The organism is Sphingobacteriaceae bacterium (assembly GCA_016715905.1).
Lineage (GTDB): Bacteria > Bacteroidota > Bacteroidia > B-17B0 > Aurantibacillaceae > Aurantibacillus.
On the sequence record JADJXI010000017.1, the window covers coordinates 457151 to 481976 of the forward strand.

Sequence of the window (24826 nt, forward strand, 5' to 3'; positions counted from 1 at the left end):
TCAATTAAAGTAATGTGTGTATACCAAAATAACACCAAACGTTATTAAAAGTATTCCTGTTAAAACATTAATTACACGCATTATTTTTTCAGTTAAAAACTTTTTCAGCTTTTCTGCTGCTGAAACCTTGGCTAATTCTACTAATAGTACTATGCCTAGTGTAATTCCGAAATACAGAATCATACTAAATGTATTATACTTTAACGTGTTGCTTACAGCCGTAACATTACCAAGCCAAATAAACCAAACGGCCGGGTTTAAAATGTTTAAGAAAAAACCTTTAAACAACATAGCTAACCCTGAAGGAACATATACGTTTACTTCCGCATCTTTTTTTACGGGCGCCGTTTTTTTAAAATAAAATGCACCAAAGGTGACTAAAATTAAGCCGGCAATAATGCCCATAAATCGTTGTGTTTTCTCATCTTTAATATAGTTGGTGGCTCCGTAATCAATTAAAAAAATCATTAAAACGCAAAGTAAAAAATCACTGATTACAACACCAATAGCCAGTAATGAACCCGCTCGGTAACCATGCTTAATGCCGGTATTAATAAGTGCGAAAAAGGCAGGACCAAATGAAAAGGTCAGAAATAGAACAATAAGGAAAGTTTGATATATAAGAGCTAATAGCAAATTAAAATGTTTTATTATTTTCTAAAAAAGCCAACCATTCGTTTAGATGTTTTCCTTTAATTACTCTTGGGAATTTACTTTGACCGCCTAATTTGTTTTTACTGGCCAAAAAATCAATAAATGTTTGATTGGGTAATACGGTTACAATTACATTTTTTAGGGCGTGTTTTCTTTCCGTTATATAGTCGTCATTTAAATTTTTAAGATGCGTGTCAATACTTTCGGCAATTAACTCAGCATCTATTTTTTTATCAGATCCGATATACCAATGGTGCGCAAACATTCCTTCATACGGTATGCCGGCAACACAATATTCATTAATAATAATATTCAAATCTGCGGCAGCTAGTTTTATGGCCTGATTCATATTATCAACGCTAACATGTTCTCCACAAAGACTTAAAAAATGTTTGGTTCTTCCGGTAATAATTATTTCACATCGTTGCAAGTCGGTAAATTTAATGGTGTCGCCAATTAAATAACGCCACGCACCGGCACAATTTGTTATGACTAAAGCATATTCTGTATTTAATTCAACCTGTGTAATATTTAAGGCCGTTGCGTTCGGTTTTAAATTACCATCAGCATCAAAATATTTATCATTAAATGGAATAAACTCAAAAAACATTTTATTATCCGTTAGTAATTTCATAGCCTGATGTTCGTTAGGCCTTTCCTGAAAAGCAATAAAACCTTCAGACGCAAGGTAAGTATCTAAATAAATAATAGATTTTCCGCAAAGCGAATCGATGCTTTTTTTATACGGATGAATAGCTACTCCGCCATGAACATAAATAGCCAAGTTAGGCCAGACATCATGAATGTTTTTTAAGTTATAATGCTTAATAATTCGTTCAAATAATATTTGAATCCAGGCCGGAACACCACATATAAAACCGATGTCCCATTTTTTAGCGTTTAAAACAATTTCTTGTATTTTTTCTTCCCAAGTTGCTATTGCGGTGATATTGGGTCCGGGCAAACTAAAATTTTGAAACCACCTGGGTTGCGTGCCTGTTGTAATTCCGCTTAAATCTCCGTAAAAGTAAGTTCCGTTATAACTTAAGTTGGTACTTCCGCCAACAAATAAAATTTCAGTTTCATACTGTTTTTCAGATAAATTTAAATGTTTAGTAGATAAAATTTGTTTAAGTGTTCCTTTTTGAATGGATTTAATTAAGTTTTTGGTAACCGGAATATGTTTACTTGAAGAATCAGCTGTGCCGCTGCTTAAAGCAAAGTATTTTATTTTACCGGGCCAACACACATCTTTTTCTCCTTTAAGTGCGCGGTGCCACCAACCATCAAAAATTATTTGATAATCATGTAACGGTACTTTGCTTTGAAAAATTTTAATGGGGTCTTCTAAAAGAACCAGCTCATTGAATTCATATTTTTTTCCAAACGAAGTAAATTGCGCTTTCAACATCAGCTTTCTCAGTTCCCGTATTTGAGATTTATACACACTTCTACGCGAGGGGATTTTTGCCCTTACGTTAATCATTTGTTTTATGATGGAACCGATGATGGCCATTTCAGTAAATGTTATTTGATGTATCTGAAATCCTGATTATTTTTAATTTCTTTGAGGGAGGCATAAATCAGTTTAATTACATTTTCCACATCGTTTTTATCAACACTTTCCACGGTGGTATGCATATAACGAAGCGGAAGAGAAATTAATGCAGAGGCTACTCCTTCAGCCGAAAAAGCAAAAGCGTCGGTATCTGTTCCTGTAACACGTGCGGCAGCTAAGCGCTGAAAATCAATTTTACTTTTTTTAGCGGCAGTAATAATTAATTTGAGTAAGTTATTTTGTACAGCTGGTGCGTAACTTAAAACCGGACCTTTACCACAACTTAAATCACCACTGCTTATTTTATTCATCATAGGTGTTTGCGTATCATGGCAAACATCGGTTACAATAGCCACATTCGGTTTTATTGTTCGTGAAATCATTGTAGCTCCGTTTAAGCCCACCTCTTCCTGAACGGCATTAACAATATAAAGTCCAAAAGGCAATTTATCTTTATTTTCCTTTAACAAACGGGCTACTTCAGCAATCATAAATCCACCAATACGGTTATCAAGAGCCCGGCCAGTGTAATAACGATTATTCAGTTCCATCAATTCATCTTCATAAGTTACAACACATCCAACATGTACACCCAGTTCAGCAACTTCCTTATCAGATTTACAGCCCAGATCCAAAAAGATATTTTTTAAGGTAGGCGTTTCCTCTTTGCCCGGCTCTCTAACGTGAATGGCAGGCCAGCCAAACACAGCTTTTACAATGCCCTTATCCGTATGAATGTTTACTCGCTTAGATGGAGCGATTTGATGATCGCTTCCGCCATTTCTGCACAAATAAATAAAACCGTCTTTTGTGATATAGTGAACAAACCAGCTTATTTCGTCTGCGTGCGCTTCTATAACTACTTTATAATTAGCTTTCGGATTAATAATACCAACAGCTGTACCATAGGTGTCAACCATATAATCATCTATGTATGGTTTTAAATAGTCCAACCAAATTTTTTGACCTGTACTTTCAAAGCCGGTTGGTGAAGAATTATTGAGATAATTATATAAAAATTGAGTGGATTTCGAATTCAAAATACTCTTAGATTTTTTTTTGTTTTTACTTGACATGGGATGGGTTTTTACAAACTTAAATTAAAGCAAAATTATTGGGATAAAAAAGTATATTTATCAGAATTTCATTGGGTAAAGGGATGATTTTAATGCTTTGGAAATTTGATCTAACGCTTAATTCTTTCAAATAAAGCTATCATTCTTTTTACACTGGGCATTTGTGCCTTTTGTATTCGTTGTGCATAATGTAAAGACTCAATAAGTTCTTGCTGTTTTTCTTCAATTACTTTCTTTTGTATACTAATTTCCCGGTTTTGAATTTTTGTAATTCTTTCTTTTTCTTCGATAATTTTTTTCTGTTTATTGATTATTCTTAAACGATTATAAATGATAAGCAAAGCAGCAATTACAACAGAAATAATGGAGATAAGGAAATAGTTTTGTTTTTTGCGCTGCTCTAGTTTTGCCCCTTGTAATTGTATTTTATTTGCTGCGGTAACACTATCGGTTATATGAAGATTGTTAAACTGCATTTGCAATTCGCTTTGTTTAACCTGATAAAGTACGTTTTGAATATCTAAACTATCTGCAGTTTGCTGACGTTTTTTTGAATAATATAAAGCTTGTTTATAATTGCCATTAATTTCATAGCAGCTTGAGAGTGCCCTATATAAAGTTTGATTCTCAGGCGAAAAAGTAGTGGTATCGGAATATGTTAATCCTTCAAGGGCATATGTCAGCGCCTGATTATTGTGGTTGCCAAATCGATATATATTGGAAATCTGAATATTTACTTGGGCAACATCTTCGAACATTCGAACATTTAGATAATAATTACGAAGCTCTTTCAATATTTGTAAGGCTTTATCATTGTTGTTTAATTGAATATAACACTCAGCAATATTAAAATCAACATTGGCTAAACGTAAACTATCATTTAGTTCGATATTTAATGCTTTAGCCTGATTAAAATATTGTATGCCCGTTTCGTAGTCGCCCAGATTGGAATACCCAATGCCTAAATTATTATAAATTAAAGCAAATCGGCTTTTCATTTCACTCGATTTAGTTTTAATTTTTTCAAGTTCAGCTAATGAATTTTTGTAACTGCTTAGTTCTCTTTCCGGACTTTGGAGGTAATAAAAACTATTTCCCAAATTCATGTAAATATTACTTCTAATAATTAAATTGGAGGTAAGCGTATCGGGTAAGTTGGTTTTTGAAATCTTTAAACCTTCTTCAAAACCCTGTATGGCATTTTGGTATTTACCGTTGCGGTTATATAAAATTCCAAGTGAATTCAACGCAAGCATTTCTACTAAATACTCTTTTCTTTCTTTGGCAATTTCTGCGGTAATTTTAAGAAAGGAGAATTCACTTTTTAAATCATTAAAAGTTTTTAAAGTGTCGTGTATAGAAGTAAATCTGTTTTTTTGATAGGCGTAATCCTTCTTATTAAAAATACTTTCAACTGCTGCGTTTAGTTTATTTTCATTTTGTGCAATGAGTGTGTGATTAAAAAACAAAATTATTGCACATAGCAACAAATGCATAATGCGTATGGATAGCAAATGACCGAAGGGAGTACGTTTTGAATTAAACAAAATAATCATTTTTTCTTTTTGTTCTCTCCCCAGGTTTTATATTCATCTTGTTGTTTCATCCTAAATGGAGGCACCCTGGTTAGGGGCTCACACGCTTTTAAAGACGAAAAACAATCAGCAGGCAACTGTTGGTATAATTGTGTTCCTTTTGTTTTCCATTTTATCATTTCATCACTCACCTCTTTTACGGCCTTTGCAGGATTCCCAACAATTATTTTTCTTTTTTCATAAACACTGTCAGCCGAAACAAAACTGAGCGCGCCAACAATACATTCATCTCCAATAATTGCATTGTCCATTATTACGCTATTCATACCAACTAGTGCATTTTTCCCAATTGTAGCGCCGTGAACTATTGCGCCATGGCCAATGTGAGCATTTTCTTTCAACAACACAGTAGTGCCCGGGAACATATGAATGGTACAGTTTTCTTGCACATTACATCCGTCTTCAATAATGATTTCGCCCCAATCACCACGAATAGCAGCGCCCGGACCAACATAAACTTTTTTACCAATTATTACATTGCCCGTAACTGTTGCGTTTGGGTGAATAAAAGAACTTGGGTGAATTACCGGCCTATAGCCATTAAACTCAAATACATTCGCCATGCCTTAAAAATATGTTTTTTAGTTTGATAAATAAAGCAGATTTATAAACATAATTAGCACATAATCAACCAGATATCCAATCGTTGATTTTACTATAAAACGTAGCAACGCTTTACCTTAAAACGTAGTAATTTTGAATTATAAAATAGAAAGATATGCAAACAACAATTCAGTTCGGAAATCCAACAACTTTGCAGGAGTGGAGTATGTTTAAAGGAAAATTAAATCAGGCCAAAAAAGAAGAAGTATCACTTATTAAAAAAAGCAGTGATGCAGAAAGTTTGATTTATCAATTAACCAAAAAAATGCAATTGGGAATTTTGAAATAATTATTTCAGAATGTATTCAAAGCGTAGACTTTCACTTGCATAATTGTGAATGCTTTTTTGAATTAACCCGTTTTTTTGTAAAATTAAATCGGCATGTTCAACTTTAGAATTGTCGTTGGTCTCAGCAAAACGGATCACCATAAATTTTCCTTTTTTATTTTTTAAGTCCTTTATTTGCAATGCAATTTTTTCTGTATCACTATAAGAAGTATCAATTTTTATAGTGTTGGTATAGGGCAGGGGGTTTTCCATATTTTTTGAATGGTTAAGCTCCACTACTTTTTGTTCATTTAATTCCGATTCGTTTAATGTTTGAGTTAAAATTCCATCTTTAAAACGTTCTTGTTTCATCATTTTTTCTTTTGCGTAATAAGTAATCAATTTTTCACTTTCTATCCAGCCCATCGAATTTTTGAGGCGATAAACATATATCCGTTTTACTTTATCAAAGGAACTTAGGATGGAAGAAAGCGTATCTCCGCCATTGGGTAATATTCTGAGTACGTGGGAAAATGTTTTTTCATAATCCAGTGTGTCAAATTTCTGAATGGTAACAACTGTAAAATCTATACTTTCAATTTTTTTGCGCGAAATAATTTTTTTGGATTCGGTATATACCTCTTCTGTCTTTTCATATAGTTTTAAGGCCTTGTTCATTAATCTTCCTCGTTGAAAAGTTTGGATAGTACCTTGCACGTTGCTGCTATATTCTGTCATTACCGGTTCAACTCCTTTACTATATAAATCATAATGCAATAATTTGTATGGACAACCTGATTCGTTCAGAAAAAAATGGAAAAATAATTTTTGTGCGCTGTCTAAACCTTTGTACACCTTTACTTCCTTTACTTTGTTTTTACTTAAAATTTCCGGTTTGCTGTATTCATAGGCAATTTTACAATTCTGTGCAGAAGCAAAACCAAAGCCAATAAATAATATAAAACCGAATATTTTTAATTTATGCATTATTCAAAATTACAAATTAATACTTCGAAAACGGCAGAATTCAGAAAGGGTTGAAATGGAAGAAATTTTACCGGATTCTTTACCAATGACCACTTTCATGCCAAGGTAGCGTCCCGAAAGTTTTTGGGACCAGCTGAGCTACTAAGAAGATTGAATTAAGAACTCCATGTATTTTTTACTTTTTTTTCTTTTGATTTGAGACTCTCTTTTAATGGCCTCAGCTCTTGTCTGAAAGGATTCAGAGTAAACTAATTGCCAATCATCACTGCTTGAAGTGTAAGTTGAAATACCTTTTTTATGAGAGCGTAACCGGGTATGCAAGTTGTCAGTCTGCCCGGTGTAATATTTATTTAATTTTTTAGAATACAGTATATATACAAAAAACATTAAATGAAAAATCCCTGAATAATCCGGGATTTTGTGGAGAATATCGGAGTCGAACCGATGACCTCTACCATGCCATGGTAGCGTCCCGAAAGTTTTCGGGACCAGCTGAGCTACTAAGAAGATTGAATTAAGAATTCAATGTATTTTTTACTTTTTTTTCTTTTGATTTGAGACTCTCTTTTAATGGCCTCAGCTCTTGTATGAAAGGATTCAGAGTAAACTAATTGCCAATCATCACTGCTTGAAGTGTAAGTTGAAATACCTTTTTTATGAGAGAGTAACCGGGTATGCAAGTTGTCAGTCTGCCCGGTGTAATATTTATTTAATTTTTTAGAATACAGTATATATACAAAAAACATTAAATGAAAAATCCCTGAATAATACGGGATTTTGTGGAGAATATCGGAGTCGAACCGATGACCTCTACCATGCCATGGTAGCGCTCTAGCCAGCTGAGCTAATCCCCCAATTTTGAGTAGGCAAATGTAGAACTTTTTTTGAATTAACAATAATAAGCTCTCAGAATATACATAATCAATGAAAGGCCCGAATTGCACGCTAGTGATAAATAAGCTTAAATTTGAGTTTGAACAAGGAGCTAAAAAAAAAGTAGAAAAGTACAGGTGAAATTATTTCAAATATATGATGGATTTAGCATAGAAAAACTTCAGAATCGAATTTCTAAATCCTTAGTAATATTATCTTTTATAGTCAGTTATTTTGCCAATACGTATATAGTTAAAGCGCAACCTAGTTGTGAAATAAAAAACAGACAAATAAAACCGGGCGAAACTTTGGTTTACGAGGTGTTTTATCACTGGGGATTAATTTGGATGAATGCCGGATTATCCACTTTTGAAATGAAACGCGACAAATTGGGAGGTAAAGATTGTTTCCATATTATTGGTGAAGGGGCAACCTACAAGAATTACGATGTGTTTTACCGGGTACGGGATCGTTTCGACAGCTGGATAGATACGGTAAGCTTCAAACCTTACCGATATATTCGCAACACATACGAAGGCGGAACAAAAGTATACAACGATACTTATTTTAATTACAAAAAAAATGAAGCTACCTGTTTTAAAATTGATAAAAAAGTTAAAGTAGAAAAAGACACCGTTAAGATTTTACCCTGCACCTTTGATGTATTAACCATGATTTATTATGCACGAACTATTGATTACAGTCATTGCATGAAGGGAGAAAAAATACCCATCACATTATATTTAGACGGTGAAATACATGACTCACTTTTTATTCGTTATTTGGGCAAAGAAAAGATTAAAACTGCACTGGGCGAAAAACAATGCATATTATTTAGCCCCCTGTTAATTAAGGGAACGATTTTTTCGGGAGGGGAAGGAATGAAAGTTTGGGTGACTGATGATGATAAAAAAATACCATTACTCATTAAAACTCCAATTGTGATTGGTGAAGTTCAGGTGAAAATAAAAACGATAAAAGATTAATCAAATTTTTTCAATTTCTTTTTCAATTCTTCAGTTACTTTTTTCTGCGCCTCAATTTCAGCTTTTTTCTTTACTTGATCTTCTTCGTTCTTTTTAATACCGTCTTCGGCTTTTTTAATTTTTTCTTTATAATTCTCAATATCATCTTTCAAGTTTTTATTTTCCTTTTCTAAATCCTTTTGATTGTCTTCCAGCTTATGTTCACTTTTTTCAGCCATTTTAACGGCAGCTTCAATAGGCTCTAAAGTCATTTTTAAACAAAACTCTTTAATTACTTTTTCAAAGTATTTAAATTTATCCTTGTCCTTATTAGAACTTAAGTAAATGCCACCTAAATCTACAGCAACTGAAACTAATATACTTTTTTCCTTTTCGTTTTCTTCAAACGACGCATAAACATCTACCGGATTATTGCCCCAGTCTTTCACTACTATATTATCCCCAAAAATTTCGCTGCTGTGATCTTTTACCTTTTCATGTTTGTAATCCTTCATTATTTTTTTCCACTCATGCATCACGTCGTCTAACTTATTTTCATAAATCATACATTTCAATGCGTTTTGTGAGCCAACACTGAATTTGGAACTGCCCTCGTTAACTTTGATAGACTGCGATTGCATTTTTAGGACCAAAAGCCCAAATACTATAAATAAAATATTCTTCATACAATTTACTCAATGTCCCAAACACTAGGACGTTTCTTTTTATAAAACGGCTTAAAATAATTTTTATGTTCTAATATAAAAGCCATAACAAAATAAATAATAACCGGACTCCCAAATGTAAAAAATGACAGATAAATAAAATACATTCTCACCGTGGTGCTCTTTATCCCAAGTTTTTTTCCCCACCATGCACAAACACCAAAGGCTTGCTGTTCAAACCAGCGAACAATTTTATCAATCATATACAAATATAATAAAATATTGGAATTTTTAATGGTAAACTATTGTCTCTTCCTTCAAAATGGAGTTACCAATCTTACATTGCATGCACTTTTTTTTGGAACATAAATGATCATAAAGAAATAGCATAGCCTGACTATCCGCCGCACTTTGTCCGGACAAAAAAGTGAAAAATTTTGTTTTGTGATTTTGCTCAAATCGGCAACTTTTTATTAATTGTATTAACTGATCATAAGTCAAATCTTTGTTTCCGGTTGAAAATTTAAAATACAAAAAAGGAATGATGCTGTTTATAATAAGATTTTCAATAAAATCTTTACTGAGTTTTAATTCTTGCGTGCCTAAACACGCTGTAATTTTTTCTATGGAGTTTAGGTTTTGGGGATTAAAAAATAATTCTTCTTGTAGATGTATTAAAACCGCCAATTGATGCAACTTTATTAAAGGAGAATTACCAGGACGAAACCTCGCAGTTTTTAAAATGCCGGGTTGAAGTGAATTCAATTGGTGTTTATGTTTCAAATGAAAAAATTCTTTTTCTAATATTTTTCTTTCCTTTTCATCTTTCATGTTCGGCAATAGACCTGCCACCCCAAACAAAAGCGATTTAATTTTTACAAAGTCTGTCCTATACCTTAACATTAGTTTTAACGGGAGAATATCGGCAATCATTTCAAAAGGTAAATCATTAATTCTGCAACCGAAGTTTTTAACCAGTAAAATATAAAATGTTTCTGCCGTATTTTTCCCTGTTCTTAAAAAAATACGATTTGTTTCTTTTAATTTCTCTTCAAATCTTGTGCTTAATAATTCATTTAAAAATATTTTCGATTCCGTTTCTGAAATATTGGGCTGAAAATTCCTACAGGCTAGTCCCCGATTTTGATTTGTGTTTTGCGCAATATCCGGCAAATATTTTTTTATTTCAAGTACTTCCACTTGATTTTGGGTATTCTGTTGAATTTCGCCGTTGCAATGATAAACTACATGTAAAATTAATTTGTCATAACTAGGGTCATCATCATGCCCATGATACAACCAATCTTTACTGTTCACATGAATTTCAATATTCCCGACCAGGGTTATACCATCTACTTGTATTTTTGCATTAAAAAAATCGGGCCCGGAGTCCTTATTTCGCACACCCGGATTAAGTATCCGAATTTCTTTATTATTCACCGAATAGTATGTTCCCGGTTTTAATAATCCTAGCTCCCAAATATTTTGTAATTTTTCTTCATCAATTTCACGCATATCCTTTCATTTTATAAACTACATATCCTACCCATTCATGTATTAAATAATTTAAGCTAAATAAAGCATCGGCATTAGGTATAAATAAATGATCAAAGGTGTACCGCCTTATCCCACTGTTTTTATTAGTAATATAAGGTATAATATTTTTGTAACCTGCTTTTTTAAAGACCGCCAAGGAACGTGGCATGTGATAGGCGGAGGTTACCAATAAATAAGTACCGTCAATTTGTAAACTATCTATTAATTTTTTGGTAAACACCGCATTTTCATACGTGTTTTTACTTTGATATTCTATCACTAATGCCGAATCCGGAAAACGAATGCGTTTTAAATAATTTCTCACATAAAGGGCTTCTTTGTTTTCCGGAAACTCTATGCTTCCTGATCCTCCTGTAAAAATAATTCGCTTTATTCTTCCGTTGTAATAATAAGGGAGTATCTGCAATAAACGATCAGCACTTTCTCCAAAATTTATTTTTTGCAATCTTTTATCAATGGAGCCAATTCCGCCTAGCACAATGGCCCCGTCGTATTTTTTTTTTTGTAAATCATAATCTTCTGTTACCGGTTCCCAGGCTCTGAATAATTCATCCACTAAAAAAGAATTACTGCACAAATAGAGAATTAATAAAGAAGCTAAAATTAATTTGGGTTTTCTGCTTGTAATTTTTGTTTTAAAGGAATACAGCAATAGTAAAATAACCCAGGTTAACGGGGAAATTAAAAAGGCCAGTATTTTAGAAACATAGAAGAACATGAAACCCAAAGTTATAATTTTTACTTTAGCTTGAGGTAGCGGCCAATTTATTTTACTTCATTATTGCTCCAGAAATTTGAATTTCTACTCCAAAAAACAAGGTTAATTAGCTATATTTAAGCGTTAAATTGAACTAGATTTTATGAAGAAAATTTTAATAGCAAACCGAGGCGAAATTGCTTTACGTATTATGAAAAGCGCTCGCGAAATGGGAATAAAAACAGTAGCCATTTTTTCGGAGGCCGATCGTAATGCGCCATTTGTGCGCTATGCCGATGAGGCCGTTTGTGTTGGTCCACCTCCTAGCGCACAGTCCTACCTTCAAGGGGATAAAATAATAGATATCTGCAAGGAATTGGGAGTTGATGCTATACATCCCGGTTACGGCTTTTTAAGTGAGAATGCAGATTTTGCACGTAAAGTAAAAAAAGCAGGAATTACATTTATTGGCCCTAGTGCAGAAAGTATGGATTTGATGGGAGATAAATTAAGCGCAAAAGCAACAGCTAAAAAAATGAATGTTCCTATGATACCCGGCTCAGATGGCGCAATTAGTGATATACAAGAAGCGGTACGAGTTGCCAAAGAAGTTGGTTTTCCCCTACTTATAAAAGCCAGTGCCGGGGGAGGGGGAAAAGGCATGCGCTTAGTAGAAAAAGAAAGCGAAATTGAAGAGCAAATGAAATTGGCCATAAGTGAAGCTATTTCAGCTTTTGGCAATGGGGCCGTTTTTATTGAAAGATATGCAAGTGGACCTCGTCATATTGAAATACAAGTACTGGCCGATAATCACGGAAATTGTGTGTATTTATTCGAACGGGAGTGTAGCATACAGCGACGTCACCAAAAAGTAATTGAAGAGGCACCTAGTTCGGTTTTAACGGAAGAGCTAAGAGAAAAAATGGGCAAATGTGCTGTGGATGTGTGTAAAGCCTGTAACTACAGCGGTGCAGGAACGGTTGAATTTTTAGTAGATGATAAACTAAATTTTTATTTTTTAGAAATGAATACCCGTTTGCAGGTTGAACATCCGGTAACGGAAATGATTACGGGACTCGATCTGGTGAAAGAACAAATAAAAGTGGCGCGCAATGAAAAATTAAGCTTTACACAAAAAGATCTCAAAATTAATGGGCATGCTATTGAAGTGAGGGTTTGTGCGGAAGATCCTTCCAACAATTTTTTACCGGATATCGGAAAATTGGTCGTGTACAAAACTCCTTCAGGGCCCGGAGTTCGCGTAGATGATGGTTTTGAAGAAGGTATGGATATTCCGATTTATTACGACCCCATGATAGCCAAATTGGTAGTGCATGGCAAAGACAGAAAAGATGCGATTGATAAAATGTTGCGCGCCATTAACGATTATAAAATTATAGGCGTAGAAACTACACTTGATTTTTGCAAATTTGTTTTACATCACAAAGCATTTATAAGCGGGGATTTTGATACGGGCTTTATAAAAAATTTCTTCACCCCCGAATTATTGTACCCAAAACAGGAAGAGTTAAATCTGGTAGCAGCCCTCGCCGCATCCATCATTCAAAATCAAAGCACTCAAAAACCCGCCCTCGCTGAAAATGGGGCTGTTAAAAAAAGCAAATGGAAAGAAAGACGCTTAGAATGAGTTGTAACTTAAAGGTTACTTCAAGCGTATAATAGTATAAATAGTTGTATGATGTGGTTAAGCTCACCTATTTTTAAGTCGTGTTTAAAAACAATACCTGTTTTTTTGATTTTGCTTTGTCCTAATTTTAACGCACAAAATATAGCTTCAGATATTACTAGTACACCGGAATATGGATACCGTTGTAGAGCCGTAGTTGAAGAAGGGGATACCATACCTGTGTTCGATATTTCCGATATTGATATTTATACTACTTACGTTTATAAAACGAAATACCATTATGAACAATGGACCAGAACCAAACATAACGTAAAAAAAGTTTATCCTTATGCCATTTTAGCCGCAGCAAAATTGAAAGAATACGATAAGGCCCTGGCGAAAATTGAAGATGAGCAAATGAAAAAAGTATTTTTGAAATGTTGCGAACGAGATTTAAGAAAAGAGTTTGAAGATGAGTTAAAACAAATGAGCGTTTCACAAGGCAAAATTCTCATGAAGCTGATTGATCGGGAAAGTGGAAAAACTACTTATGAAATTGTTGCTCAACTTCGAGGCTCATTTCAGGCGGCCATGTGGAATGCTTTAGCCACTTTGTTTGGCAACAACATGAAAGTAAAATTTGATCCCATAGAAGATATAATGGTGGAAAGAGCGATTAAATTGGTAGAAACGGGACAGATTTAGCTACCCGTGAAACACCTTTGATTTTACGATTAATTCGTTTTCTATTTCCAGTAATTCCCCTACCAATAAATCACTTTCTCCACTTACTTTGCGAATATATTCCATAAAACACCGTGTTCGTCGGCAATAATTTTAACCGGTTCATAGCGCAAATCCGGTAATTTTTCAAAGGCTTGGCCCGACCAGGCTTTTAATTCATTTTTACCCTGAATAAATCCCTTTGTTTCGGGTTTCGCCAATTTTAATTTAGGACTATAATGAATAGCGTTGTTATCGTATAAACTTAACAAATTTTGGAGGTTTTTAGTGTTAAAGGCCTCGAACCAATTCACAGCGATTTGTTTATTTTTTGCAGTTTTCATTTTTGCCAAATTAATAATATTCTTTAACTTCATAGCATGGTTAAAAAAATTCTAATTATTGTTTGCATGTTCGCTATTTCAGTTAGCGCTCAAACTAAAAAAGGTACACCAAAAGGAAAAAAGAAACCGGTGGTTGTTGAAGATTCAACCGCAGTAGTTGAAGAAGAAGAAGAATTGGACCCGATGGAAGCCTTAGAGAAAACCCTTGACTTGGAAGTGGAATTGGACGCCATGACAGGAAAAGAGATTAAACATCCGGAAATTAAACGTAAAAATGACTCTTTACGTAAGGATTTAAGAGATAGATTGAAGAAAGAGCGATTATCATTCAGGGCCTGGACACAAAGACCAAATCCAAAGGCCAAAAAACCTGAAAAAATGAAACTATGTATAAACATTGTATACAAAGACACTTTTGTGATTCATAAAGTAAATGATACGATTTGTGTGGATCCGGAAGTTTCAAGAGTGTTAATGGAAAAGTTGATTGGAGATACACTTTATCAATATCTTTATATCGATGCCTTTAATAAATCGGCCGATCAGCTATGTGCAGCCGGACACGAAACCAAATTGTATTTTGTGAAATGGAATATTAAAACCATGAAAACAAAGTGGAAGCATAAAACAATTTCATCTTGTACCAAAGGCATTACCAATATGACAAAAACGTCAATTAAAGACTGGGATAAGTCAGCCCCGTTGGAAATCAAATACAATAGGGGATTGAACTTCACGGAATTAATTATTGATCCTGCAAAACCACAACTCGGATTTCAGATTTCGAAAGACGAAAACACGGATGATTAAATATAAATTATACTTTGTCTATCTGTAATTCTATACACGCGAAAATTGAATGGGTATAAAATAATACTTTTCCCTTTTTCATTTTTGTATGGACTTGTAACCGGTTTCAGAAATAAACTTTTTGATTGGGGAATTTTAACTCAAAAAAAATTTGACGTACATACCATTGGCGTAGGTAATTTGGCCGTTGGCGGAGCAGGCAAAACGCCTTTAGTTGAATATTTAATTACTCTTGTAAAAAAAGAAGGGGTGAAATGCGCAGCACTTAGCAGAGGATATAAACGAAAAACAAAAGGTTTTGTGTTGGCTGATGATGAAAGCGGAGTAAAAGATGTTGGCGACGAGCCCCTCATGTACAAATTGAAACATCAAATTACAGTTGCCGTTGATGCCTCAAGGGTAAGTGGAGTTAAACAATTATTGGCAACAGAATTTCCGCCCAAAGTAATTATACTGGATGATGTTTTTCAGCATAGATATATAAAAGTTGGATTAAGTATTGTTGTGAGCGATTTTGGCAATTTATATTTTAATGATAGTATTTTGCCTGGAGGAAGACTTCGCGAATACAAATCAGGAATAGCACGAGCAGATATTATAGTAATTACAAAAACACCGGATAACACCACTCCCGTTGAGATTAGAAATGTTTTAAAGGACGTAAAACCAATGGCGCACCAACGCGTGTTTTTTTCTTATATAAAATATGGAGAGCTGTATTCTCTAACCGATCCATTTAATAAAATTGACACCTTAAATGATTTATTCCGATTCCGGATCATTGCATTTACAGGAATTGCAAATGCAACACCCATGATCAATTATTTACGTGAATATGCCAGCGAAGTAAGTCACTTACCATTTAATGACCACCATGAGTTTATTCCGAAAGATCTGGAGGATATAGAGCGTTATTATAATAGTTTTGAAGGGGGAAATAAAATTATAGTAACTACTGAAAAAGACATGATGCGATTGATGGATGAAAGTGTGAGTCATATTGCGAAAAGAATGAATATTTTTGTGCTTCCAATTGAAATTACCTTTAAAGAAAAGGAAGAAGAGTTTAATAATGAAATATTAAAATATGTTAGATCAAATAGAATTTACCACCAAAAGTATACTTGAAGAAACCAAAAATTTTAAACCAAGTGTTGGAATTATTTTAGGCACCGGATTAGGGGGATTGGTGAAGGAAATAACTGTAGAGTTTGCTATTCCTTATAATGAAATTCCTAATTTTCCGGTAAGTACAGTTCAAGGTCATAGCGGCAAATTAATTTTCGGGGATTTAGGAGGAAAAAAAGTAATGGCCATGCAGGGCCGCTTTCATTTTTATGAGGGCTATAGCATGCAACAAATTACTTTTCCGGTTCGGGTGATGAAAGCTTTAGGGATAAAAACATTAATTGTTAGTAACGCCAGTGGAGGCATGAACCCTAATTTTGAAGTGGGAGAAATCATGTTCATTAATGATCACATTAATTTGTTTCCAACTAATCCTTTGATTGGAAAAAATGAAGACAGTCTTGGACCGCGTTTTCCGGATATGAGTGAGGCCTATAAAAAAGAGTATTTACAATTGGCAAAACAAATCGCAATTGAAAATAATATAAAAGTAAGTGAAGGTGTGTATGCCGGCTTAACCGGGCCCTGCTTCGAAACGCCTGCAGAATATCGCTATTTGTGGAGAATTGGTGCCGATGCTGTTGGTATGAGTACTGTTCCGGAAGTGATTGTAGCTAAACATTCCGGCATGGAATGCTTTGGTATTAGCATAGTTACAGATTTAGGTGTTGAAGGTATTGTGCAAACCGTTAGTCATGAAGAAGTTCAGCATATTGCTAAAATGCAGGAGCCAAAAATGAGTTTAATTGTTAGGGAACTGATTAAAAGACTATAGAGCTTTTAAACTTTCTGATAATAAGCGATGAAAATGATGCGTCCCCTGTTCCCGATTTACCGAATATCGTCCATGAGAATATAACCTCGATTGTACTCCAAGCTGAACGCTTTCAACTATTTCTTCATCTTCCATTTCTACGGTATGTAAGTCGCCGCCTGCACCGGTAAAATTTTCTTTTTCTTCAAATACATAAGTCAGGTAACACACTTTACATTGGTTTACGCCTGTTGGTTTAACAATATTCACCGATAAGCCCCAAGGGTAAAAATTGAGCATTAAATTGGGGTAGGCCCAAAAATAATAACCGGCAATTTTTTTACCATAGTCAATGGAACTTTCCGGCAGTTCAAAACAATCGTCCCCGTCTTTAGCTATACCAATTTGTAAATTAGAATAAGGGAATAATTCAGTGGTGTATTCTCCAAAGTCAAGTACGTCATTTAGTCCGGCATGAACAAAAGGAATGTGAAATCCTTCAAGATAGTTTTCACAATACAGGGCCCAATTACTTTCAATTGGGTAATCTCTGCATTTGGATTTTTGAAGAATTAACTTATCCATGGGAAACCAATGTAATCGTTCCTGTATTTCACCAAAAATTTCTTTGGCTTCCACTTTTGGATGCAAAGAGGTAAATATTAATTTTCCCCAGGTAAATACCGCAAGTTTTTTCAAGTGATCTTCATCGGAAGGAAAGTTGCAAACTTCCTTAAATTCAGGCATAGAAATGAATTGGCCTTTTAGATCAAACCTTCTTCCGTGGTATTTGCAAACCAATTGATTCAGTTTACATTTTTCTTTCACCAATAAATTTCCGCGATGTGTGCACACGTTGCTTAAGCACATTAACTCTTCGCTTTTACTTTTAATTAAGATAATATGCTCATTTAAAAATCCCTCTAAAAGTGTAACAGGAATTATAGTTTCAGTTTCGCTAAAATTATCTTGGTCAGCCACCAACTGCCAGCTGTTGAAAAAAAGCGTTTCTTTTAAATATTCAAATACGTCAGCACTGTTGTACACATCCGTATGAATAGTTTGGGCTACCGCAATATTTTCATCTACAAAATATTTAGCTAGATTTTTAATAATTATTGTTTTGAAGAAGTACTAAAGTAGTATTTGTTTTCAGTAAATAAAGCATAATTCTGAAAAATTTTAATTTGAATGGCCGAATCATTTGTAGTGCTGGTTCCGTTCATTAAGGTTTTAAACTCAAAGTGGGGAACTGGTGCGTGTTCGTCTTTTAATTCGTAAACACATTCATATTTTAAACCCGGCATATAATGTAATTTTATGATGCTGTCATTTTCTGTACCGGTGAAATGTCCGTTTTCAATCTGAATCACAATTTTACTTTTTTTATTTTCGGGAACAATAAAATAAAACTCACTGCCTTTTGTTTTGGTGATTGAATCTGTTTTATTCCCTTTTTGAAAATAAATAATATCCGATTCTTTTTTAATAGTAAAAGCGGATTGAGCCGGGGAAATTAAAGGCAAGCAATAAAAAAGTAAATAAATTAAATATGTGCTTTTGTGTTTAATTTCGAAAAAATGTAGCAAAAAAATGAACTTACTCTTTGTCTAGTTCTTTCTTCACTTCTTGAATTTGTTCTTCTACCTGTTTGGTAATTCCGCCGGTACCTTGTTGAATTTCTCGTTGTATACCATCCGTGGCATCTTTAAATTCTCTGATTCCTTTGCCAAGTGTTTTGGCAATACCCGGAATACCTTTACCCCCGAATAATAATAGAATAACAAAAACGATAAGTACAATTTCGCCTCCGCCTAAATTTAAGAACAATATGTATAAACTAGTACTCATTTTTTTCTTCCGGCCCTCATAAATTTAAATACTACAATAATTCCGGTGATAAAAACGGCCCCAATAAATAAAGCAATTAAATAATCTCCAAAATCGGCTGAGTGGTTCATTTTACAAAGTTAATTAATCTATTTCAATTCCAATGTGTATTAAGGCATCTCCTTCATTAACTACAGGTTGGTTGTTTAAACCAAAAATATATCCATCAACCGGACTTACTATTTTATTTTCAATATCCCCAAAAGGATTACAAATAAACCCAAGTAAATCACCCTTCATTACATGTGCGCCGTTATTTACCGACATATGAAAAAGTCCGCTATCGTTGGCTCTTACCCATAAATCTTTTCCTATTTTAATGGAAGAGTTATTGGGAAGTTCGGCATCAATCATGCCAAATGACTTCATTAATCGCAAACATCCGTTTATACCTTCATTAATCGCGTAATAATCAAAACGCATACTTTCACCGCCTTCATAAACTAAAATGGGTTTTCCTCTTTTGCCGGCTTCATGTCTTAAAGCACCAGCTCGATAATTACTATCAATAATTAAAGGAGGTGCAAAACTTTCAGCCAACTTTAAATTATTTCCAACATCAAAAACGCATCGCAATTGGGGATGATTATTAATTTTTGCTCCTCCGGTATGAAAATCTACACCAAAATCAATGATGGGCAAAATATGATTTGTAATGTCGTAAGCGATTCGGCTTCCAAAGGAGCCTTTTTTACTGCCCGGAAAACAACGGTTTAAATCTCTTCCATCGGGCAAATCCCTGCTTCCGTATAAAAAAGAGACAATATTAATTACCGGTAAAACAACCAGCGAACCGCATTTTAAATCCTGAACTTCTTCCCGAATTAAAATTTTACGAACTATTTCAATTCCATTGGTTTCTTCTCCGTGCATGCCCGCACTTAACAACATGGTTGGGCCCTGTTTTTTTGCCCGAATTACCTGTACCGGAATTTGAATGTTAGTTTTAGTGTGCAGCTCATAGGAATTCAGAACTACTGTTTTTCGCTCTCCCGGCGCAACGTGTTGTTTATTTATTATTATTGGCAAATTTTACTCTCCTGGCTTATTAAATTCATTTCTTTCAACATACTCAATTATTTTTCCGGCTATATCCACCTTTGTTGCCCCTTCGATTCCTTCCAGACCGGGAGATGAGTTAACTTCCATAACCAAAGGCCCTCTACTAGATTGTAACAAATCAACACCGGCAATACCTAATCCTAATTTTTTAGCAGCTTTTATGGCAGTAGATCTTTCTTCGTCGGTTAAACGTATAACTTTGGCTGTTCCGCCTCTGTGCAAATTACTTCTGAACTCTCCGGGTTTGGCTTGTCTTTTCATGGCTCCCACAACCTGACCATCAACAATAAATACACGCAAATCAGCACCTTTTGCTTCTTTAATAAATTCCTGCACCAACATGTTTGCATCTAGTTTTAAAAATGCTTCAATTACACTACTGGCCGATTTTTTGTTTTCGGCTAAAATTACGCCTATACCCTGCGTGCCTTCTAATAATTTAATAACGCAGGGTGCTCCGCCAATACTGTTCACCAAACTATCTATGTCCTCTGCTTTTGGTGAAGATGCAAATGCAGTTTTGGGTATTCCAATTCCGGCTCTCGCTAATATTTGTAAACTTCTTAATTTATCTCTGGATCGAACCAAGGCCTGTGATTCAATAGCTGTAAAAATCCTCATCATTTCAAATTGACGTACTACTGAAGTTCCAAAAAACGTGGCACTTGCGCCAATACGAGGAATAACAGCTTGAATATTTTTAATGGGCTTGCCTCCATAATACACATGAGGTTGCCCTTGCTCTATTACTAGAACACACTTCATGTGATCTACCAAAATCATTTCATGTCCACGGGCTGCGCCTGCTTCCAGTATTCGCTGCGTGGAATACAAATGACGGTTTCGCGAAAGAACAACAATTCTCATAGTAGATGGTATTGAAGTGTATTGAAATGTTTAGATAAAAGAAGGTCTAAAATTGAAGAGACAAGGTAAAGAGTAAAATTAAATTAAACAATGAAATTAGCTTCTTTTGCAAATAAAAAATGCGATTTCAGGGCTTTTACTGTTCATTTTTTCCGCCCAAATGCAAATGGCTAACATCAATTAAAAATCGACCTTTAATAGGCCTCCTCCCCAATAAAACGGGATACTTCATTTTATCGCGCTTTGACAAGGAAAAGGAAGCCAGAATTTGTTTGTTCCCAATTTTTAATATCGATTTTATAACGTATCGTTCCTCCATTTCGCCAAAGGAATTCCTAAATTTTTTTAGCGTAAAAGTATTGAAATGGAATTCTTTTTTTGTTTCGGAATCAGAAGTGATGATGGATACAACCAAAGTAGGTATGCCGGATACTTCTTTTAGCAACACTTCCTCACAATGAACGGATGAGGTATAAGCGCCTGTATCCAGTTTGGCTTCTACTTGTAATAAACCTAATTCAGGTATATCCACATATTCTCTTCTTCCTATTATTTTCACGGTTTTTTATTTGTTAAATAATAAGAGTTAAATCTGGCTATGTCTGCTTCCTGCATAATGCTTTCTTTTCCGGCGATGAAATTTACTAAATTATTGGCTAAGTATGGCGTTAATAAAACACCTTTACTTCCGAATCCGTTGAACAAAAATAAATTAGGCCATTTCGGATGTACGCCAATCAATGGTCTTCGGTCCTTTACCGAGGCCCTAATTCCGGCCCGGTGTGCCGTGGTTTTAAACGGGCCTACAATTAGTTCACTTATTTTTTTTTCTATTTCTATTTTGCTATCAGTTTCGGGCTCTTCATTGATGGTATTCCAATTAAAGGTAGAGCCGGCTTTATATTCTGAACCCATTTTTAAAATAAATTTCCCCTTGCTTAAGATAGAATCACCCATAGTTAAATTTTTGGCTACAAAATTTATCAATTCTCCCTTTACAGGTTTCAAGGGGAGATAATTAAAAAAAGGATTATTTTTCATCAAATGACCTTCACAAAAAATTATACCCCTATAAAATTGTTTGTTGTATTCAAGGCCTTCGTTTATAATTTTTATTGAATTGTGATTAAATGTTTCGTCCAGCATTTTATTTTGAAAGAAAGTTTCACTTTGTTGAATAAAGAAGGGAATGTCTAAATTTCCGGCGCCTTTAATTTTTCCAGTCCCAAGTGGAAAAGAATAGAGGCCCGAAATATTTTTTTCTTGCTGATAAATCACCGGGTCTAAATATTCCCGCATTTCTCCTTGTGCTTTTTTTTCCCAAAGGGTTATTTCTTGTTTTTCCGAAAACGGCCTGATTATGGTTCTATTGGTAATAAGTGCTGTGCCTAATAATTTTTCGAGTGTTCGATAAAAATTAATCAGATAGGGTAAAAAAAGATCAACTTGCCAGCTTTTACTTAAGGAGTGCAAAACTACAGGATTCCAAATGCCGGCGGCAACTAAGGACGCCCTACTTAAATTTTTTTTGCCGATAATAGTAAAGTTTATTTTTTGCTGATGAAGATGATGCGCTAAAACAAAGGCAGATAACCCACGTCCAACAATAAGATAAGGCTTCATCGTTTGTTTTCTGATCGAACGTTTACATTGTAATTTTTCTTAGGCCCCCTATATGCACCTGAAAAGAACAGAATGAATTTTATTCCGATAGAACTTTGGCCGGGGCTTAATTCGCCAAACCCCTCTATGCCCATTCCAATATCATAGGTGAATTTAGTAATGAATTGTGCGGAAGCATAAAGGCCAAATCCTTCATAATAATAAGGAATAATTCCAAGCGCCGTATCTTCAATGGCTAATACACCGGTATAATAAGACAAACCACCAAACACGGCAATGTTACTTTTATTTTTTTCTTTTCGCCACCCGTAACCGAAATGACCTTGCAAATTATTATTGGATAAAAATTCGGGACCACTCATATTCATGCCAATCTGAAATTGTTCTCGGCGTATGTGAAATTGAAAATCTATACCAATCGTTTTTGAAATATCAGACCGGCGCGAACTGCTCAAATAACCTGCGCCAAAAGTAGCATAGTTATTGTATTTTCTGTACAATTTGCCGTCGTATATGATTTCTTCTTTTCTGTAATATTTTTCTTTTTCAGTTTTTAAACTGTCGCTTTGACCAAAACAAGAAAATGAAATGAAGAAAATAAATATGTGTTTAAGAATTTTGATAAGGGAAATTAATAAAAATGAAATTAATTTTTTAAGTATTTATATAATTGGTTTGTTTTATTACATAATTGGACTAAAAAAACGGATTGTTATTTTTTTCGAAGCCTATGGTAGTGGATGGGCCGTGGCCGTTAAATACTTTAACATCATCAGGCAATGTAAATAATTTAGATTGTATAGCGTCTAATAATTGCTGGTGATTTCCTCCGGGCAAATCTGTTCTGCCAATACTTCCTCTGAATAAAACATCGCCAACTATAATAATTTTGTTTGGTTCATTATAAAAGCAAATACTTCCGGGTGAATGCCCCGGCGCATGTATGCAATCAAATGTATAATCGCCCAAAATTATTTGGTCTCCTTCTGAAATATATTTTTCGGGCATTGGTGATTCTTCGGCGGGAACACCATACATGTTGGCCGTATTCATCATGTTTTCCAATAAAAAAAGATCTTCGGCATTCACTTCCGGCAACAATCCGTAAGTATCTTGTATAAATTTATTTCCCAATACATGATCTAAGTGGGCATGAGTTAAAATTAAGCGAGTTAAGTTTAATTGATTATCGGCAATAAATTGCTTTAACACTAAATTTTCGGAAGTGTTAGAATTTCCGGGATCAAAAATAATAGCGTTATTTTTATCGTCATAAACAACATAAGTGTTTTCCTGAAAAGCATTAAAGGCAAAAGATTTTAAATAAAGCATGAACAAAGATACTTAGCAGATTCGTTTAGTGAAATTAATTTGGTTGTTTTTTATTTGTAAAAGATTAAGCCCTGCCGTTTTTCCAATACTAATTTTCCCAAAATGTTCCGGTAATTTTAAAGCCCGGGCTCCATTTAAAGTCATAAAACGCAAAACCTCTTCCACTGTAAAATTTGAATTTTTCAATACAACATTAGCTTCATCTATTAATGACAATTTATAATTAGAAGCCAAACTATCGGTACCCAAAGTAATTTTTGTTTTATAGGACTCAAATATTTTAAAATCTGGTAATTGATTTTCAATGTAAATATTGGCATTAGGACAAAACCCAAAATATATATTTTCAGTATTCATAAAATTTAGATCAGCTGAACTAGTGAAAGTATTATGAATTAAAATAGTTTGTTGTGTACTTAAAGCATCGGTGTAATGCATTAAACTGCTACAACCCGGGGCCAGAAACCAAGAGATATCCATATTTAAAAAGCGGTATAAATTGTGAAATGCAGATGGCTCTCCATTAAAAAATTTATTTTCTTCTTCGCTTTCCTGGTTATGAATGCTGGCCGGTAAATCTCTTGCTATATTAAACTGAGCAATGGCTGCTATTAGTTTTTTAGAAGAACTGTATGCGGCATGAGGCGCCAAACTGCAACTCAGTTGAGCGTTTTCAAATTGATCAAATAAATATTTTCCGGCCGTTAGCATGTCATTTGCTCTGTCGGGATTTAAAGCCAGCAACTCAATAAAGGAATGATAATGAATAGAAGAACCTTCTTTCATTTTTAGGCTATCGGCTGTATTGCAAATATCTCCGCAAGCAACTATCCCTTCATTAAACATAAAGGCATCAGCTTGCTGCATAGCCTCTCTTATTTCTTCGTTTTTAAAGCCCGGTCGAATACTAATTATTTTTTCTCCAAATCCCGCTAAGCCCGTTTGCTGTGGAATTTTATCTTTTAAATGACTTAATTCTAAATGAGCGTGAATGTTTATAAAACCCGGACAAAGCCAACCCGCTGATTTTTCTACTCGGTTATTTTCAATAGTTCCTTCCCTTAAAATATCGCTGATTGTGCCATTATTTTCAAGCACCAGAACGGAGCCCGCATCCAATAGTTTTTCTCCGTTAAAAATATGATCGGCTGTTATAAAACGCACAAGT

The 24826-nt window shown here is 34.4% G+C and carries 29 protein-coding genes, 2 tRNA genes and 1 pseudogene; 7 read left to right on the plus strand and 25 right to left on the minus strand.

The genetic code is table 11. The features are described 5' to 3' along the window. From IPM51_14455 to IPM51_14475, 5 genes are all read right to left on the minus strand, one after another. Positions 1–636 (minus strand): LysE family transporter, encoded by a 636-nt coding sequence (locus IPM51_14455; protein MBK9285502.1) that lies wholly within the window; start codon positions 634–636, stop codon positions 1–3. Between the two features lies 1 nt (position 637). Next, the gene (locus IPM51_14460) at positions 638–2170 is read right to left on the minus strand and encodes a GH3 auxin-responsive promoter family protein (GenBank protein MBK9285503.1); all 1533 of its coding nucleotides are present in this window, start codon (positions 2168–2170) and stop codon (positions 638–640) included. A gap of 11 nt (positions 2171–2181) precedes the next feature. Then, a complete protein-coding gene (locus IPM51_14465) occupies positions 2182–3288 on the minus strand; it encodes a M20/M25/M40 family metallo-hydrolase (GenBank protein ID MBK9285504.1) in 1107 nt (368 codons plus the stop codon). A 110-nt stretch (positions 3289–3398) separates the two neighbouring features. Beyond that, entirely contained in the window at positions 3399–4844 is a 1446-nt protein-coding gene (locus IPM51_14470; GenBank protein MBK9285505.1) for a tetratricopeptide repeat protein, read from the minus strand. Then, positions 4841–5446 carry a transferase hexapeptide repeat family protein gene (locus IPM51_14475; GenBank protein ID MBK9285506.1) on the minus strand — a complete coding sequence of 202 codons (606 nt, stop codon included), beginning with the start codon at positions 5444–5446 and terminating at the stop codon, positions 4841–4843. The genes IPM51_14470 and IPM51_14475 overlap by 4 nt, the downstream gene beginning before the upstream one ends. A gap of 155 nt (positions 5447–5601) precedes the next feature. Between IPM51_14475 and IPM51_14480 the strand changes: the two genes are divergently transcribed. Then, the gene (locus IPM51_14480) at positions 5602–5775 is read left to right on the plus strand and encodes a hypothetical protein (GenBank protein MBK9285507.1); all 174 of its coding nucleotides are present in this window, start codon (positions 5602–5604) and stop codon (positions 5773–5775) included. Here IPM51_14480 and IPM51_14485 read toward each other — a convergent pair whose 3' ends face one another. The 5 genes from IPM51_14485 to IPM51_14505 form a co-directional block, all read right to left on the minus strand. Next, the gene (locus tag IPM51_14485; protein ID MBK9285508.1) at positions 5776–6741 is read right to left on the minus strand and encodes a hypothetical protein; all 966 of its coding nucleotides are present in this window, start codon (positions 6739–6741) and stop codon (positions 5776–5778) included. Positions 6742–6882: 141 nt separating this feature from the next. Beyond that, entirely contained in the window at positions 6883–7128 is a 246-nt protein-coding gene (locus IPM51_14490; GenBank protein ID MBK9285509.1) for a GIY-YIG nuclease family protein, read from the minus strand. A gap of 34 nt (positions 7129–7162) precedes the next feature. After that, positions 7163–7245, minus strand: a tRNA-Ala gene (locus tag IPM51_14495). Then, positions 7242–7487 carry a GIY-YIG nuclease family protein gene (locus IPM51_14500; protein ID MBK9285510.1) on the minus strand — a complete coding sequence of 82 codons (246 nt, stop codon included), beginning with the start codon at positions 7485–7487 and terminating at the stop codon, positions 7242–7244. Before IPM51_14500 ends, IPM51_14495 begins: the two co-directional genes overlap by 4 nt. A 34-nt stretch (positions 7488–7521) precedes the next feature. Continuing rightward, a tRNA-Ala gene (locus tag IPM51_14505) sits at positions 7522–7595 on the minus strand. Between the two features lie 156 nt (positions 7596–7751). Here IPM51_14505 and IPM51_14510 point away from each other — a divergent pair. After that, positions 7752–8600 (plus strand): DUF3108 domain-containing protein, encoded by an 849-nt coding sequence (locus tag IPM51_14510; protein MBK9285511.1) that lies wholly within the window; start codon positions 7752–7754, stop codon positions 8598–8600. Here IPM51_14510 and IPM51_14515 read toward each other — a convergent pair. Genes IPM51_14515 through IPM51_14530 form a run of 4 tightly spaced genes read right to left on the minus strand, consistent with a single transcriptional unit; the run spans position 8597 to position 11528 of the window. Continuing rightward, positions 8597–9265: a hypothetical protein gene (locus tag IPM51_14515; GenBank protein MBK9285512.1), complete on the minus strand. Its 669-nt coding sequence runs from the start codon at positions 9263–9265 to the stop codon at positions 8597–8599. The two genes, IPM51_14510 and IPM51_14515, sit on opposite strands and share 4 nt — an antisense overlap. Positions 9266–9270: 5 nt before the next feature. After that, positions 9271–9507 carry a PspC domain-containing protein gene (locus tag IPM51_14520; GenBank protein ID MBK9285513.1) on the minus strand — a complete coding sequence of 79 codons (237 nt, stop codon included), beginning with the start codon at positions 9505–9507 and terminating at the stop codon, positions 9271–9273. Between the two features lie 28 nt (positions 9508–9535). Continuing rightward, on the minus strand, positions 9536–10759 hold the full coding sequence (locus IPM51_14525) for a DUF2851 family protein (protein ID MBK9285514.1): 1224 nt from the start codon (positions 10757–10759) through the stop codon (positions 9536–9538). Continuing rightward, positions 10752–11528: a YdcF family protein gene (locus IPM51_14530; protein MBK9285515.1), complete on the minus strand. Its 777-nt coding sequence runs from the start codon at positions 11526–11528 to the stop codon at positions 10752–10754. The genes IPM51_14525 and IPM51_14530 overlap by 8 nt, the downstream gene beginning before the upstream one ends. 133 nt (positions 11529–11661) lie before the next feature. Between IPM51_14530 and accC the strand changes: the two genes are divergently transcribed. Then, positions 11662–13146, plus strand: coding sequence for an acetyl-CoA carboxylase biotin carboxylase subunit (gene accC, locus IPM51_14535; protein ID MBK9285516.1), 1485 nt, complete (start codon positions 11662–11664; stop codon positions 13144–13146). A 48-nt stretch (positions 13147–13194) separates the two neighbouring features. Next, positions 13195–13830 (plus strand): DUF4294 domain-containing protein, encoded by a 636-nt coding sequence (locus tag IPM51_14540; GenBank protein MBK9285517.1) that lies wholly within the window; start codon positions 13195–13197, stop codon positions 13828–13830. Here the strand turns inward: IPM51_14540 and IPM51_14545 are convergent. Further along, positions 13831–14192 (minus strand): annotated as a pseudogene (locus tag IPM51_14545) (nuclear transport factor 2 family protein). Positions 14193–14228: 36 nt separating this feature from the next. On the opposite strand from IPM51_14545, the gene IPM51_14550 reads away from it, so the two are divergent. Genes IPM51_14550 through IPM51_14560 form a run of 3 tightly spaced genes read left to right on the plus strand, consistent with a single transcriptional unit; the run spans position 14229 to position 16905 of the window. Further along, positions 14229–15002, plus strand: a complete 774-nt coding sequence (locus tag IPM51_14550; GenBank protein MBK9285518.1) for a hypothetical protein — start codon at positions 14229–14231, stop codon at positions 15000–15002. Between the two features lie 45 nt (positions 15003–15047). Continuing rightward, a complete protein-coding gene (gene lpxK, locus IPM51_14555) occupies positions 15048–16130 on the plus strand; it encodes a tetraacyldisaccharide 4'-kinase (protein ID MBK9285519.1) in 1083 nt (360 codons plus the stop codon). Next, on the plus strand, positions 16090–16905 hold the full coding sequence (locus IPM51_14560; protein ID MBK9285520.1) for a purine-nucleoside phosphorylase: 816 nt from the start codon (positions 16090–16092) through the stop codon (positions 16903–16905). The genes lpxK and IPM51_14560 overlap by 41 nt, the downstream gene beginning before the upstream one ends. Here the strand turns inward: IPM51_14560 and IPM51_14565 are convergent. The 10 genes from IPM51_14565 to IPM51_14610 form a co-directional block, all read right to left on the minus strand. Next, positions 16900–17931, minus strand: a complete 1032-nt coding sequence (locus IPM51_14565; protein MBK9285521.1) for a Rieske 2Fe-2S domain-containing protein — start codon at positions 17929–17931, stop codon at positions 16900–16902. The two genes, IPM51_14560 and IPM51_14565, sit on opposite strands and share 6 nt — an antisense overlap. Before the next feature lie 68 nt (positions 17932–17999). Next, entirely contained in the window at positions 18000–18410 is a 411-nt protein-coding gene (locus IPM51_14570) for a hypothetical protein (GenBank protein MBK9285522.1), read from the minus strand. A 73-nt stretch (positions 18411–18483) separates the two neighbouring features. Beyond that, positions 18484–18735, minus strand: a complete 252-nt coding sequence (locus tag IPM51_14575) for a twin-arginine translocase TatA/TatE family subunit (GenBank protein ID MBK9285523.1) — start codon at positions 18733–18735, stop codon at positions 18484–18486. A 123-nt stretch (positions 18736–18858) separates the two neighbouring features. Then, on the minus strand, positions 18859–19803 hold the full coding sequence (locus IPM51_14580; protein ID MBK9285524.1) for a succinylglutamate desuccinylase/aspartoacylase family protein: 945 nt from the start codon (positions 19801–19803) through the stop codon (positions 18859–18861). A 3-nt stretch (positions 19804–19806) separates the two neighbouring features. Further along, a complete protein-coding gene (gene rimK / locus IPM51_14585) occupies positions 19807–20703 on the minus strand; it encodes a 30S ribosomal protein S6--L-glutamate ligase (GenBank protein MBK9285525.1) in 897 nt (298 codons plus the stop codon). Positions 20704–20839: 136 nt separating this feature from the next. Continuing rightward, a complete protein-coding gene (locus IPM51_14590; protein ID MBK9285526.1) occupies positions 20840–21262 on the minus strand; it encodes an ATP-dependent zinc protease in 423 nt (140 codons plus the stop codon). Beyond that, positions 21259–22326, minus strand: a complete 1068-nt coding sequence (locus IPM51_14595; protein MBK9285527.1) for an FAD-binding oxidoreductase — start codon at positions 22324–22326, stop codon at positions 21259–21261. Before IPM51_14595 ends, IPM51_14590 begins: the two co-directional genes overlap by 4 nt. Continuing rightward, a complete protein-coding gene (locus IPM51_14600; GenBank protein MBK9285528.1) occupies positions 22323–22826 on the minus strand; it encodes a hypothetical protein in 504 nt (167 codons plus the stop codon). Before IPM51_14600 ends, IPM51_14595 begins: the two co-directional genes overlap by 4 nt. 196 nt (positions 22827–23022) lie before the next feature. Then, positions 23023–23658 carry an MBL fold metallo-hydrolase gene (locus tag IPM51_14605; GenBank protein ID MBK9285529.1) on the minus strand — a complete coding sequence of 212 codons (636 nt, stop codon included), beginning with the start codon at positions 23656–23658 and terminating at the stop codon, positions 23023–23025. Between the two features lie 12 nt (positions 23659–23670). Then, entirely contained in the window at positions 23671–24822 is a 1152-nt protein-coding gene (locus tag IPM51_14610; GenBank protein ID MBK9285530.1) for an amidohydrolase family protein, read from the minus strand. Positions 24823–24826 lie beyond the last annotated feature (4 nt).

Bases quoted from the DNA above. Each gene is read 5' to 3' on its own strand.
- IPM51_14460 (MBK9285503.1), bottom strand. From the start codon at position 2,170: ATGGCCATCATCGGTTCCATCATAAAACAAATGATTAACGTAAGGGCA.
- IPM51_14465 (MBK9285504.1), bottom strand. From the start codon at position 3,288: ATGTCAAGTAAAAACAAAAAAAAATCTAAGAGTATTTTGAATTCGAAA.
- IPM51_14470 (MBK9285505.1), bottom strand. From the start codon at position 4,844: ATGATTATTTTGTTTAATTCAAAACGTACTCCCTTCGGTCATTTGCTA.
- IPM51_14475 (MBK9285506.1), bottom strand. From the start codon at position 5,446: ATGGCGAATGTATTTGAGTTTAATGGCTATAGGCCGGTAATTCACCCA.
- IPM51_14480 (MBK9285507.1), top strand. From the start codon at position 5,602: ATGCAAACAACAATTCAGTTCGGAAATCCAACAACTTTGCAGGAGTGG.
- IPM51_14485 (MBK9285508.1), bottom strand. From the start codon at position 6,741: ATGCATAAATTAAAAATATTCGGTTTTATATTATTTATTGGCTTTGGT.
- IPM51_14490 (MBK9285509.1), bottom strand. From the start codon at position 7,128: ATGTTTTTTGTATATATACTGTATTCTAAAAAATTAAATAAATATTAC.
- IPM51_14500 (MBK9285510.1), bottom strand. From the start codon at position 7,487: ATGTTTTTTGTATATATACTGTATTCTAAAAAATTAAATAAATATTAC.
- IPM51_14515 (MBK9285512.1), bottom strand. From the start codon at position 9,265: ATGAAGAATATTTTATTTATAGTATTTGGGCTTTTGGTCCTAAAAATG.
- IPM51_14520 (MBK9285513.1), bottom strand. From the start codon at position 9,507: ATGATTGATAAAATTGTTCGCTGGTTTGAACAGCAAGCCTTTGGTGTT.
- IPM51_14525 (MBK9285514.1), bottom strand. From the start codon at position 10,759: ATGCGTGAAATTGATGAAGAAAAATTACAAAATATTTGGGAGCTAGGA.
- accC (MBK9285516.1), top strand. From the start codon at position 11,662: ATGAAGAAAATTTTAATAGCAAACCGAGGCGAAATTGCTTTACGTATT.
- IPM51_14540 (MBK9285517.1), top strand. From the start codon at position 13,195: ATGATGTGGTTAAGCTCACCTATTTTTAAGTCGTGTTTAAAAACAATA.
- IPM51_14550 (MBK9285518.1), top strand. From the start codon at position 14,229: ATGGTTAAAAAAATTCTAATTATTGTTTGCATGTTCGCTATTTCAGTT.
- IPM51_14560 (MBK9285520.1), top strand. From the start codon at position 16,090: ATGTTAGATCAAATAGAATTTACCACCAAAAGTATACTTGAAGAAACC.
- IPM51_14575 (MBK9285523.1), bottom strand. From the start codon at position 18,735: ATGAGTACTAGTTTATACATATTGTTCTTAAATTTAGGCGGAGGCGAA.
- rimK (MBK9285525.1), bottom strand. From the start codon at position 20,703: ATGAGAATTGTTGTTCTTTCGCGAAACCGTCATTTGTATTCCACGCAG.
- IPM51_14595 (MBK9285527.1), bottom strand. From the start codon at position 22,326: ATGAAGCCTTATCTTATTGTTGGACGTGGGTTATCTGCCTTTGTTTTA.
- IPM51_14605 (MBK9285529.1), bottom strand. From the start codon at position 23,658: ATGCTTTATTTAAAATCTTTTGCCTTTAATGCTTTTCAGGAAAACACT.